The 13,294-nt window shown below is 43.7% G+C and carries 11 protein-coding genes; 7 read left to right on the top strand and 4 right to left on the bottom strand.

The window, feature by feature from the left end; translation table 11 throughout:
- Positions 1–95 precede the first annotated feature (95 nt).
- The 3 genes from ACU01J_RS02450 (at position 96) to ACU01J_RS02440 (ending at position 4,550) form a co-directional block, all read left to right on the top strand.
- The gene (locus tag ACU01J_RS02450; RefSeq protein ID WP_481084253.1) at positions 96–1,427 is read left to right on the top strand and encodes an IS4 family transposase; all 1,332 of its coding nucleotides are present in this window, start codon (positions 96–98) and stop codon (positions 1,425–1,427) included.
- A gap of 95 nt (positions 1,428–1,522) precedes the next feature.
- On the top strand, positions 1,523–3,040 hold the full coding sequence (locus ACU01J_RS02445) for a sensor domain-containing diguanylate cyclase (RefSeq protein WP_481084252.1): 1,518 nt from the start codon (positions 1,523–1,525) through the stop codon (positions 3,038–3,040).
- Positions 3,041–3,185: 145 nt separating this feature from the next.
- Positions 3,186–4,550, top strand: coding sequence for a sodium-dependent transporter (locus tag ACU01J_RS02440; protein WP_481084251.1), 1,365 nt, complete (start codon positions 3,186–3,188; stop codon positions 4,548–4,550).
- Between the two features lie 101 nt (positions 4,551–4,651).
- Here the strand turns inward: ACU01J_RS02440 and ACU01J_RS02435 are convergent, their stop codons facing one another.
- The 4 genes from ACU01J_RS02435 to ACU01J_RS02420 form a co-directional block, all read right to left on the bottom strand.
- Entirely contained in the window at positions 4,652–5,746 is a 1,095-nt protein-coding gene (locus ACU01J_RS02435; RefSeq protein WP_481084250.1) for a succinylglutamate desuccinylase/aspartoacylase family protein, read from the bottom strand.
- Positions 5,706–6,611, bottom strand: coding sequence for a 30S ribosomal protein S6--L-glutamate ligase (rimK, locus tag ACU01J_RS02430; RefSeq protein WP_004415299.1), 906 nt, complete (start codon positions 6,609–6,611; stop codon positions 5,706–5,708). The genes ACU01J_RS02435 and rimK overlap by 41 nt, the downstream gene beginning before the upstream one ends.
- Positions 6,611–7,051 carry an ATP-dependent zinc protease family protein gene (locus ACU01J_RS02425; RefSeq protein WP_481084249.1) on the bottom strand — a complete coding sequence of 147 codons (441 nt, stop codon included), beginning with the start codon at positions 7,049–7,051 and terminating at the stop codon, positions 6,611–6,613. The genes rimK and ACU01J_RS02425 overlap by 1 nt, the downstream gene beginning before the upstream one ends.
- A 284-nt stretch (positions 7,052–7,335) precedes the next feature.
- The gene (locus ACU01J_RS02420; protein WP_481084248.1) at positions 7,336–8,808 is read right to left on the bottom strand and encodes an aminoacyl-histidine dipeptidase; all 1,473 of its coding nucleotides are present in this window, start codon (positions 8,806–8,808) and stop codon (positions 7,336–7,338) included.
- Between the two features lie 463 nt (positions 8,809–9,271).
- Between ACU01J_RS02420 and vcdP the strand changes: the two genes are divergently transcribed.
- From vcdP to frsA, 4 genes are all read left to right on the top strand, one after another.
- Positions 9,272–9,358 (top strand): small protein VcdP, encoded by an 87-nt coding sequence (gene vcdP, locus ACU01J_RS02415; protein WP_481084264.1) that lies wholly within the window; start codon positions 9,272–9,274, stop codon positions 9,356–9,358.
- Positions 9,359–9,840: 482 nt separating this feature from the next.
- Positions 9,841–11,130, top strand: a complete 1,290-nt coding sequence (locus tag ACU01J_RS02410) for an NCS2 family permease (protein WP_481084247.1) — start codon at positions 9,841–9,843, stop codon at positions 11,128–11,130.
- A 280-nt stretch (positions 11,131–11,410) separates the two neighbouring features.
- The gene (gene gpt, locus ACU01J_RS02405; protein WP_053440075.1) at positions 11,411–11,875 is read left to right on the top strand and encodes a xanthine phosphoribosyltransferase; all 465 of its coding nucleotides are present in this window, start codon (positions 11,411–11,413) and stop codon (positions 11,873–11,875) included.
- 100 nt (positions 11,876–11,975) lie between these two features.
- Positions 11,976–13,223: an esterase FrsA gene (gene frsA / locus ACU01J_RS02400; RefSeq protein ID WP_481084246.1), complete on the top strand. Its 1,248-nt coding sequence runs from the start codon at positions 11,976–11,978 to the stop codon at positions 13,221–13,223.
- The last annotated feature ends 71 nt before the right edge of the window (positions 13,224–13,294 follow it).

Raw genomic sequence — 13,294 nt, 5'->3', positions numbered from 1 at the left:
TAATGCCGATCAGTTAAGAAAAATTTTTGAGATCATTTGACCGATCCTCAAAAGGCTTCAAAATCCGATATTAGGAAACTAATATCGGATTTTTCATGTCTTTAGAAAGCCAACTTGCGAATACTTTTCGCTCATGCAATACCTTCCATCACTTTGACAAATACTCTGAGATCCTTAGTCCAGAGCTTATCCAGCAAGGTTTTGAAAAAGCTGGTGTAGCAACAGTGAGAAGAAGACGCTTACCCTTGGAAGCAGTACTTTGGTCCGTTGTAGGAATGAGTCTTTTTCGGCAACAATCTGTTTGGGATATCGCTAACCAACTTGATATTGTCCTACCAGACAAACAGCGCTTTGTTGCGCCAAGTGCTGTTGTCCAAGCGAGGCAGAGATTAGGCGAAGAAGGTGTTAAACAAGTCTTTAAGACGATGGCGGCTCAGAGTTATCAATCTTCTAAGTTTGAAACTTGGTGTGGACTCAATCTTCTATCTGTCGATGGTGTCGTTTGGAGAACGGCAGATACACCTGAAAATCATCAAGAGTTTAAAGCACAGCGTAATCAGTCATCTGAAAATATTTACCCTAAGATACGCATGGTTTGCTTGATGGAGCTTACAAGTCATCAGCTCATCGATAGTGCATTCTCTGACTATCGAACCAACGAAATGCGGCTTGCAGAAGAACTCATAGAACAAACGCCAGACCATTCTCTGACTATTTTTGACAAAGGATATTACTCTCTGGGACTGCTTAACCGATGGAACAAAGTCGGCCAAGAGAGGCATTGGATGCTCCCTGTGAGAAAAGACTTCCAGTATGAAGTCGTTCATAGGTACAGCAAGAGTGATGCAATCGTTGCGATTAAAACAACACCTCAGGCAAGAAAGAAGTTTAGTGAACTTCCTGATGTAGTTGAAGCAAGGTTAGTCTCAAAAATCATTAAAGGTAAGGAGTATCAGGTGCTTACATCAATGCGTGATGGGTTACGTTTTCCTGGCGAAGAAATCGTAGAGCTCTATCGTTATCGCTGGGAAATCGAATTAGGCTATCGGGAAATGAAGCAGACCTTACTTGACAGTGAGTATACATTGCGAAGCAAGCGTCCAGATATGGTTAAGCAGGAGCTCTGGGGTATTTTACTCGCCTATAACCTTATCAGGCAGGTTATGACAAAAGCGGCAAGTAGGTTAGATAGCGTCTGGCCAAATCAACTGAGCTTTACGAGTAGCGCTATGGCTGTGACGCAATACTTTGCAGCGTTGCCTTTAACAAGCCCAGGAAAGCTCCCTAAACACTATGAGGTATTACTAGAGCATGTATCCATGTTTATCTTACCGCCTCGAAGAGAAGATAGAAGTTATCCTCGATGGGTGAAGTTGAAACCCAAGAAGTACGCAACAAATAGAAAAAATGCCAGTCAGCTTAACTGACTGGCATTACACCTGTAGGGTGCTCTTTTTGTAGACAATTACAGTGTGATTGTGTTTAATCCCGGCTCATTTTTTAATCGTGCTTCAAGGATTGTGTGAAGATATCTAACTTTTCTGTCAAACAGTTAACGGTATTAGCTTCTATTTTTATGGCGGCTACGTTTGTTATTTGCTATCTCACGTTCCGCTACTTTTTTACCTATGATTTAGCCGTCGAGCGAGCACTCAACCAGCAGCAAGAAGAAGTTCACCGAGTTAAAACTCTGCTTAGATTGCAGAAAAACGACCTCGCCAAAAACTTGATGGATTACGCTTCGTGGGACGAAGTTACTGAGTATATTGCCGGAGAGAATGATGACCTGCTGCAAGATAGCCTCAATGACCACTCCTTTTCCTCTTTAGAGGTCCAGGGCGTCTTTATTTTTGACCCTCATGTCTCTTTGGTGTGGGGGAGGCTGTATGACTACATCAATGATAAAGAGCTCTCGTATGAACCTATTCGTTATAAGTTTGGCGCTTTATTGGCTGACAGTTTGCGTTCACCGATAGACAAAGTAGCTTCATTTGTAAAGTTCTTAGTATTGGACGGTCAACCTCACTTAATGGCGACGTCAAGGGTGTGTAATAGCGATGGGGTTGACTGCGATAAGGGGTTTATGATGATGATTAAACCCATTGGGCACGAATTTAGCCGTACCTTAAGACAAGCGACTGGCTTAGCGGTTGAGATCAAAACCAAAGATAAGTTTGAGAGTTTCGACAATCTTACTGAGAACGTATCGGTGATTGAGAAGCTGGATTTTCAGAATGATTCCACGGTATTTGTCGAGATTCACCATTCAGTCAAAATCCCTGATTTTATTACTTTTCGAGAACTATCCGCGGTACTTGCCTTTGCGGTTTTCATGTTTGCATTTAATTTGGCTCTTGCGCATATCATAGTGCGGCCAGTTAAGCGTGCCCGCAGCGCACTAGATAGTTTGACAAGCGGTAACGCTTCGGTATTGACTGAGCAAGACTCATTTATTTCTTATGAAATGCGTGATTTCGTCTATCGAATTAATGAAGTGTTTAACCAGTTAGAAGCCAAACAGAAAGAGCTTGAGTGGGTCGCTTTACATGATGCCTTGACCAAAGTAGGCAATCGCCGCAGTTTGCAGCAATATTGGGATACATTGGTTAAACAAAGTGGATCGTGCCATATCAGTTTACTGTTGATTGATATCGACTACTTTAAACCTTTTAATGATCATTACGGTCATATCGAAGGTGATAATGTCCTTCAACAGGTTGCTTCATGTTTAGAGCAAGCCCAAACACAGTGTGACAAATTTGTCGCGCGTTTTGGTGGTGAAGAGTTTTGTGTGGTGCTGAGTTCGGAATCTAACATTGATAATCTACAGGAAGCCGAATGGTTGCGTGCTGCGATTGTAGAGCTTCAGATCTCGCATCAGCATTCTCCTATTGCTGATTGCATCACTGTCTCTATCGGTGTGGCAGACTGCGCGCTGCAACCATTAGATGAACTCCAAGATATCTTCTTAGTGGCCGACCCTGCTCTCTATCAAGCAAAGGATTTAGGTCGCAATCAATTTGTGGTTCGTAGCTTGTGAGAGAAATGCTGATTTTTTGCTCCAATTTCTATTAAACACCTGCATTGTTCATGCTATTTCTAGTGTTGATGCTAAATAAATTGCTGAATATAGTGTTTTGTATTAGTGTACTAGCCAGCTAGTTCATTGGTGCAGATTAAGAAGTATGGCACAGGTAGATTCCTCTCAATCTCGTGAGCATTTTGGCTCTCGTCTTGGTTTTATTCTCGCAGCAGCAGGTGCTGCGGTTGGTCTTGGCAACATCTGGGGGTTTCCTACCCAAGCAGCAAGTAATGGTGGCGGCGCGTTCTTACTTGTCTATTTAGTGATGATCCTTGTAGTTGCGTTTCCGATGTTGGTAGTTGAGATGGCAATTGGTCGTTACGGCCAAGCTAACCCAGTTGATAGTATGCGCTCACTGACCAGTAACCCTATTGGTAAGCGTGTCGGTGCTGCCGTTGGTTGGATTGGCTTAAGTGTGCCGAGTGCGGTACTAGCTTTTTACAGTATCGTCGGTGGTTGGTTGATCTGTTTCTTGCTTGGCGCTGTGACTGACGTCTTGGGTATGGAAACGGCGACCGCTTGGTTTAAAGGCTTCAGTGTTGAACGTAACCTTTTTGGTACCATCACTTTTTACGTTCTTACTGTTTTAATTGTTCAAGGTGGTGTTAAAGAAGGGATTGAGAAGTGGTCGACACGCTTGATGCCAGCCCTGTTCATTTTATTTGGTCTGCTGTTTATCTACATCATGACGCAAAATGGTGCGATGGAAGGTTTAAAACATTACTTGATCCCAGACTTTGAGAAGGTGATGGACCGTAAGTTGATTCTAGCGGCAATGGGGCAAGGGTTTTTCTCGCTCACTATTGGTGGCTGTTCAATGCTGATTTATGGCTCTTACCTTAGCAAGAAAGAAAACCTACCAAAGATGGCGATGAATGTAACGCTGGTGGATACCGCAGTCGCGTTCATTGCCGGGTTGGTGGTGATGCCAGCAATGTTTGTCGCAATGCAAAAAGGCGTACAGATTTATGCTGAAGATGGGTCACTGCTAAGTTCTGATACCTTGGTATTTACGGTGCTACCGTTGATGTTTGATAGCTTAGGTCTATTAGGTCAACTATTTGCGATTATATTCTTCTTACTACTTACTATTGCTGCGTTGACCTCTTCTATTTCAATGTTGGAGTGTCCGGTTGCTCTGGTAAGCGAACGTTTCCACACCAAACGTACACCAACTAGCTGGGTACTTGGCGGTCTAATTGCTCTGTTTAGTGTGGTTATCGTCTATAACTTTGGTGAGCTGTTTGGGCTGGTGGCGATGGTTGCAACTCAGTACCTACAACCAGCAGCAGCCTTGTTGTTCTGCTTATTTGGTGGATGGGTATGGAATCGTCATTCAAAGATTAAAGAGCTAGAGCAAGGCTGTCCTGAGTTCACCCAAGGTTGGTTTGGCAAGCTGTGGCCTGCCTACGTGAAGTTTGTTTGTCCGATTTTAGTCGCAACGGTTATCTGGGCATCATTTGGCTAATAGCCAATTTGATTAACAGCTAATTTAGCTAACAGGAAAGCGGTAGATAATAAAAAGCCCGCATAGTGATATGCGGGCTCTTTGTTTTTAACCGCTTCAGTTTACTGAGCAGGGGCGTTGATTTGACCCGTTGTTAAAGGATCAACGTCAAGATCAGTAACTTCTTCAATAAACTCTTCAACCACTTGTTCCACTTCTTCATCATCTTGCTCAAAGTAAGCTAAGTGGAAGATTGCATCGCCTTCGTTGACTAAAGGTAGTGTCTGTTGACCGATAACAATACCGCCTTTACGAGCGGTGAGTTCAATCTCACTGTGACCGAGCGGGGCGCTGATGTAAGCCAATACTTGGCCTTTTTCAACTTTCTCACCCAGTGTCACAACAGTACGTAAGATGCCATCACTTTCAGCACGTAGCCAGCGAGTAGATTTCGCAATCACTGGTGTTGGCAGCTTTTTACGGCTTGAGCGTAACATGCCAATCGCCTGCATCACACGTTGTACACCGATGAAACCCGCACTGATACAAATTGGCTCAAAGCGTAATGCTTCGCCCGCTTCGTAAGTCAGAACCGGAATGCCCAGGCGCTCAGCTTCGCTACGCAGAGAACCATCACGTAGTGGAGCATCGACTATCACTGGCGTAGCGAACGCCTGAGCAATACGAAGTGTTTCTGGGTTACTTAAATCTGCACGAATTTGTGGCAGGTTAGTGCGGTGAATCGCACCTGTGTGTAAGTCCAGAATGTAATCACAGCGCTTAGCGACCTGAGAAAAGAAAGTATTGGCCATACGTGATGCCAATGAACCTTTCTCACTTCCTGGGAAGCAGCGGTTTAGATCGCGTCGATCCGGTAGGTAACGCGATTTATGAATAAAGCCAAATACGTTGACGATTGGCACAGCAATTACGGTACCTTTGAGCTTGCTAGCATCAATGGTGTTAATCAATTGGCGTACAATCTCAACGCCGTTAAGCTCATCACCATGGATCGCAGCGTTGACCATTAAAACTGGTCCTGCTTGTTTACCATTGATGATCTCAACAGGGATCGATAAAGGCGAGTGGGTATAAAGCTTAGCTGCTTCTAACTCAACAACCTTACACTCTCCCGGCGAGATAGACTCGCCGAGAAATTCAAATGCGCTATTCTTTTTAGCCTTTGCCACGAGTTTTAGTCCTTTTGCTTGCCGCATTCTTCTCAATAAATTCGACAATCATTCCAGCAATGTCTTTACCAGTTGCGGCCTCAATACCTTCAAGACCTGGAGATGAGTTTACTTCCATAACTAATGGACCACGGTCTGATCTTAGTAGATCTACCCCAGCCACATTTAGACCCATTATCTTCGCAGCCGCTACCGCAGTACGGCGCTCTTCTGGAGTGATCTTAATTAAAGATGCACTACCACCACGGTGTAGGTTTGAGCGGAATTCGCCTTCAGCACCTTGACGCTTCATTGCTGCAATCACTTTATCACCCAGTACGAAGCAGCGAATATCGGCACCACCCGCTTCCTTGATGTACTCTTGCACCATGATGTTTGCTTTTAGGCCCATGAACGCTTCAACAACGCTTTCTGCTGCTTTACGAGTTTCAGCTAGAACCACACCGATGCCTTGAGTACCTTCAAGTAGCTTGATCACTACCGGAGCGCCGCCGACCATTTCAAGTAGATCTTTTACGTCATCAGGCTTGCTTGCAAAACCTGTGATTGGCATGCCGATACCTTTGCGCGATAGCAACTGCATTGAGCGTAGCTTGTCACGAGAACGAGTGATCGCAACAGATTCGTTGACTGGGTAAACACCCATCATTTCGAACTGGCGTAATACCGCAGTACCGTAGAATGTTACTGACGCGCCGATTCGAGGAACAATCGCATCAAAGCCAGACAGTTCTTCACCTTTGAAGTGAATTTCTGGTTTCTCTGAGTTGATATTCATGTAACAACGTAGCGCATCGATCACTTTTACTTCGTGACCACGGCTTTCTGCCGCTTCAATTAGACGCTTGGTTGAGTACAGGTTCGCGTTGCGAGACAGAATACCAATTTTCATTATTTGCTTTCCTCGAAAGGGACTAAAAACGATTCAACAGGGTCGACAATGATGCGATCGTGCATTGCAGTGCGACCTAATAACATGCGAAAAGCCATATTTTCGCGATTAGTTAAAGTAATTTCGATTGGCCAACTTTTTCCGCCAATACTCAGTTCTGACTCGATAACGTAACGTGATTCTTCGTGGCCGCCTGAGTCACGCACTGTGCGTTCGTCAATTACTTTAGCTTCACATACTGTTTCGAAATCCGTGTCATGTTGTTTAGGGTGAATCCAGAAGCGGACCCAAAGAGCTTCGTCCTTCTTAAAGCTCTCTACTTTGAACGCGTGTAAGCAAGACGTCCTGGCTCCGGTATCAATCTTTGCGTTAATTTCATTAATACCTAAACCTGGCAGGCTAAGAGTTTCTCGCCAACCGACTAATAGTTTTTCTTTCATCGCAGTAACATAATTTTAGAGAGTATTTAAGATGCTCGAATGAAGTGAGCATCCCCAACATAACACGGTCGAATTGTGCCGAGTCTTGTGCTTGAAGAGGGTAAGAATGTACCCAAAGGCGCTTCAAGGAGGGCGACTGTAGCAACCAAGGGTAGGTGTGACTAACGAAAAAATAATACCGTTACGACAAAAAATATTTATGAATGAGAAATGAGTGGCAATAAAAAAGCCAGCTAATCTGAGCTGGCTTTTTGGATAAGTTTTTCTAATGAAAAATCGACGAATTATGCCTTTTCAGGAATCGCTTCTAGAAGTGCAACCATTTGCTCCCAGAATAGAGCAACGGTATCAATCTTTACTTTTTCATCAGGAGAGTGAGGGAACTTGATCGTAGGGCCAAAAGAAACCATATCCATGTTCGGGTAAGGTTCTTTAAATAGACCACATTCAAGACCAGCATGGATCACCATGATGTTTGGTTTGTGCCCGTAGATGCCTTCATACATATCACGGAAGATCGCCATGATTTCAGAGTCAGCGTCTGGTTTCCAACCAGGGTAAGCACCAGAGAATTCAATCTGCGCACCAGCAAGCTCAGCAACAGAAGTAAGCATGCCTTCCACTTGCTGACGACCCGAGTCAATCAGTGAGCGAACAAGGCATAAAACCTGAATTTTGTTCTCTTTTGTTGTGATAACACCTACGTTAAGCGATGTCTCTACTACACCTTCGATTTCATCGCTCATGCGAATCACGCCGTTTGGACAGGCGTTTAGTGCAGCGATAAAGCGTTGCTGGTCAGCAACGACTAAAACCTGTGCGTCTGTTTCGATTGCTTCATTGAAAGAAACAATGTCCGTTTCCACTTTACCTAGTTCAGTTTTGAGTAGGTGAGTGTAGAACTCAAACAGCTCTGCAAGTTTCGCTTCGTTTTCAGCAGGAACAGCAACAGTAACGAATGCTTCGCGAGGAATCGCATTGCGTAGGCTACCACCGCGGAATTCAACGAGGCGAAGGTCAAGCTCTTGCGCATGGCCCGCTAGGAAACGTGCAACGAGTTTGTTTGCGTTACCACGGCCTGTGTGAATATCACAGCCAGAGTGACCGCCTTTAAGGCCTTTAAGGATGAGCTGACGAGTCACATAACCAGCAGGGATGTCTTCACGTTTGATGTCAAAAGTCATTTCGCCATCGATGCCGCCAGCACAGCCCATGTAGACTTCGCCTTCTTGCTCTGAGTCAGTATTAAGAAGGATATCGCCTTCTAGCCAACCTGCTTCAAGACCAAATGCGCCTGTCATACCTGCTTCTTCATCGATAGTAAGTAATACTTCGATTGGACCGTGCTTGATCTCAGTCGATGCGAGTACTGCTAGACAAGAAGCCATGCCCATACCGTTATCAGCACCTAAGGTTGTACCTTTAGCGGTAACCCACTCACCATCAATGTATGGCTGGATAGGATCTTTAGTGAAGTCATGATCCGTGTCTTCGTTCTTTTGCGGCACCATATCGATGTGCGCTTGTAGAACAACACCTTTTTTGTTTTCCATACCCGGTGTTGCCGGCTTTTTAATGAAAACGTTGCCTGTTGGATCACGGCGAACTGCTAGGCCTTGCTCAGTCGCCCATTGCACAATGTATTGTGCTAGCGCTTCTTCATGCTTAGAAGGATGAGGGATAGAACAGATCTTATCGAAAAACTGCCATAGTGGAGCAGGTGATAAGTCGCTGATTTCAGAATGGAATTCAGACACGGATGACTCCTTAAAAAGAATAATGCCAGATTTTGTTATGCGGCGTGGTTGCTCAGGCAGAACAAAAAGCTAAATCTGACCTATTAAATAGAGGCCACAGCATAGCACTACAGGCCTTTGGGTAGTAGTAAAAGCGAAATGGAAAGCAAAAGGGCAATCACATATTAGGTATTTTTAACGAAAACGTTTACTCACCTAAGTTCGTAACTTTTGTAGCCAATCTCGTTATTAGGCTGATAATTCTGTAAGTTAATTACAGTTTAAGTTTGATTGAAGTCAATTTATAAGGTTTTTGTGATATTTATCACGCAAGTGCTTGTAATTAATTTTCTTTGGGGTATATTAGTAACCAACTTCGAAAGCGAAGAGAAAATGCTCAAAGGATGAGTCCGATTTGTCGCCTCCAAGGAACTGAGAAATCAATATTTGTAATTTGTTTTAATTGATTTAGAAGGTGATAGTTATGAAAGGTTTACCAAGTGCAGCGTTCTGGCTAAATAGCTCTGTTTACACTGGCAACTTTAAGTATCCAACAAGCTTCGGTTACTAAACCGGGGTTTGTGACTCTCGAACAGTTGTATGTTCACCCCTATTATTGGAATTTTTTTTCAGCAGCTTAATTCTTGCTGACATGATTCAACCGCCACTCAAATTGAGTGGCGTTTTTTTATCTAAAAAATAGCCTACCAGCGTATCCCAACTTCCTGATTTACTTAGCTAGCTCTTCTTGCCTCGCTTTTATTCGCATAAACTCATATTACTCGCCGATTATTAGTCATTTCTCTAGTTGTAACTTTGCAACATGGTACAAAAAAGCATCTTTTTCGTTTAAAAAATATCTTTTTCTTTACGTGTTGATAAATAACGTTTTTTACTAACTTTTTTTGCGATGTAATCGATTGAGTTTCCATTTTACAGTTAGAAATATTAGTTAGAGTCTTAATTCTATCTGGAATTTACTATTTGATGACCTTATAATTCCCGCCAATCGATTACGCAACCGTTTACTTTTTACCTTTTTAGGATTCGATTATGTTCGAAAAACTATTCAAGCTCAGTGAAAATGGCACGACAGTCAAAACTGAGATCGTCGCGGGTATCACTACCTTCCTAACGATGGCTTACATCATCTTCGTTAACCCAGCCATGCTTGCTGACGCGGGTATGGACAAAGGTGCTGTGTTCGTTGCTACCTGTCTTGCTGCCGCGATCGGCTGTTTTATCATGGGTTTTGTCGCTAACTACCCAATTGCTTTAGCGCCGGGTATGGGTCTAAATGCGTTCTTCACCTATGGTGTTGTTCTTGGCATGGGGCATTCATGGCAAGTTGCACTAGGAGCTGTTTTCGTCTCAGGTCTTATCTTTATGGCGTTGAGTGTATTCAAGATACGTGAATGGATAATTAACTCTATTCCAATGTCTTTAAGAACGGGAATCTCTGCGGGTATTGGTCTGTTTCTTGCTTTTATCGGTCTGCAAAATGCAGGTATCGTAGTTGACAACCCTGCGACTTTGGTTTCTTTAGGTGATATTACTAGCTTACACCAAGTACTTGCTGCCCTAGGCTTTTTCTTAACAATCGCTTTGGTATATAGGGGCGTACGTGGTGCTGTCATGATTGCAATTCTCGTAATTACTCTGATTGGACTAATTATGGGAGATGTTCATTGGGGCGGAGTGATGTCTACACCACCGAGTATTGCACCAACATTCATGCAGATGGATATCTCTGGTGTATTTGAAGTAGGCATGATCTCAGTCGTTTTTGCTTTCTTATTTGTAGACTTATTCGATACGGCTGGCACGTTGGTAGGGGTGGCAACAAAAGCTGACTTAATCAAAGAAGATGGTAAACTTCCTCGCCTAAGTAAAGCGTTACTTGCTGACTCAACAGCGACATCAGTAGGCGCAATGCTGGGTACTTCAAGTACAACTTCTTATGTTGAATCGACGGCCGGTGTTGCGGCTGGTGGCCGTACAGGCTTAACTGCAGTCGTCGTTGGTGTGTTATTCCTTCTAGCGTTATTCTTCTCGCCGCTCGCAGGCATGATTCCAGCGTACGCGACAGCAGGTGCACTTTTTTACGTAGCAATTTTGATGATGTCAGGTTTAGTTAGCATAGATTGGCGTGATTTAACGGAAGCTGCTCCTGTTGTTGTCACTTGCTTACTAATGCCTCTTACTTATTCAATTGCTCAAGGCATTGCTCTAGGGTTTATTTCCTATGCATTGATTAAGTTTTTAAGTGGTCGTGGTCGTGAAGTCTCGACGAGTGTTTGGTTCTTAGCTGCTGTGTTTATTATTAAATATGCAGTTGCATAATTACTGTTAATTGCTTGGTGTGTTTATTCACAAGCACCGCTAAATAATCGCCATAGTCTTTGTAAAGGCTGTGGCGTTTTTATAAATAGATGGGTAGCTAGGGCCAGAGCAACTTCTAAAGGGGGGGGGCGTTACGATGGAATATTTTACATTAACGGATTGGTATTATGCTGTACTTTCGGTAGAATAATCGTTTGCGTAGCTTTTCCCCCAATAACTTACCATAGCGTACAAGAACCTTTGCGGGGATGCAGATATTTTTAATTATTAGGTTATTAGAATGGCTAAGAAATTCATTATCACTTGGGACCAAATGCACACACTTTGTCGTGAATTGGCAGAGAAACAGATGCCAGCAGAGCAGTGGAAAGGGATTTGGGCTGTGAGCCGTGGCGGTCTTGTTCCTGGCGCAATCCTAGCGCGTGAATTAGGCATTCGTCACGTTGATACAATTTGTATCTCTAGCTACGACCATGATCACCAGCGTGATATGACGGTAGTGAAAGCACCTGAAGGTGATGGTGAAGGCTTCCTAATCGTCGAAGACCTAGTGGATAGTGGTGACACAGCGCGTAAACTTCGCGAAATGTACCCGAAAGCAAAACTGATCGCAGTATGTGCAAAGCCTGCTGGTGTGGAACTTCTTGATGACTACGTGGTTGATATCGCACAAGACACTTGGATTGAGCAACCATGGGATATGTCAATTCAGTACGTTGAGCCAATCAATCGTAAACAAAAGTAATCTCTTTGCTTAATTCCCACCTATTTCTTGATAAATGACCCTTTATTGGGTCATTTTTTTTATTACTATTTAGTCATCATTATTTATTTAGGTCGAACTCATGTCAGAGGAAGTCAGCAAGAACCTCTCAGAAACCTTGTTTGCTAATCATAAACAAGCAAAAGAAACGTCTAGGCTTACCCGCTATATGCCGAGTAGCCAAACGTTTCTCGATGGTAAGCTAGAAGAGGATGGCTATAAGTGGTATCGCAATCTGCGTCGTATGCAGTGGTCATGGCAAGGACTGGATCCGATAGAGATTGAAGCTGTGCTAGCTAAGATAGCAGCATCTAAGCACTCGCGTACCAACGACCAATGGTTAGATACCGTGATGGGCTACCACAGTGGAAACTGGACGTATGAGTGGACGAAATTAGGCATGTTGCATCAAAAGCGCGCAGCTGAACTCAAAGGAGAAGAAGCGGCGGATGAGATGTTTAACGCATCGCTATGTTTTAGTATTGCCGGATACCCACATTTAAAAAACGATAATTTAGCCGCGCAAGCACAAGTGTTAGCAAGCAATGCTTACACTGAAGCGAGCAATAAAACCAAATATATCGTCAAACGTATTGAGATCCCTTACCAAAAGAAAATCATCGTCGCTCATTTGCACCTAACCAGCACAGAAAAGCCTCAGCCTGTTGTGATGGTCAGTGCAGGATTAGACAGTTTACAAACGGATCTGTGGGCGCTATTTCGTGATCATTTGGCGAAAAAGAACATCGCCATGCTAACGGTGGATATGCCTTCTATTGGTTCTAATACCCATTGGAATATGACCGAAGATACCTCGCGCTTGCATCAGGTGGTACTCAATGAGCTGTACAACATTCCTTATGTCGATCACCATAAAGTTGGCTTGATCGGTTTCCGCTTTGGTGGCAATGCGATGGTACGACTTTCGTTCCTTGAACAAGATAAGATCAAGGCCTGTGTATCGCTCGGTGCGCCAATCCATGACGTGCTCTCTTCACCGGAAAAACTCAAGCAGATGCCCAAGATGTATTTGGATGTATTGGCATCTCGATTAGGTAAAACTGTAGTTGATATACATAGTCTAGCAGGACAGCTGATGGCTTGGTCACTCAAGGTTCAAGGCATCTTAGCTGGGCGAAAAACTCGCGTGCCGATCTTGGCGATGAGTTTAGAAAATGATCCAGTGTCACCCTACAGCGATAACCAGCTAGTTGCCGTTTATAGCGACTACGGTAAAGCGAAGAAAATTAGTGCTAAGACAATTACACAAGGTTATGAGCAATCCCTCGATTTAGCGATAAAGTGGTTAGAAGATGAGCTAATTAGATGACATTTAAACTAATTTAGACAACACTTATGTATGCGAGCTACCCAGACTGTTTAGTCCTTAAGTATGCGCGA

This window comes from Vibrio sp. 2433-A1 (assembly GCF_056726085.1).
Note: the sequence above shows the minus strand (reverse complement) of the source record. Positions and strands in the feature narration are given on the sequence as shown.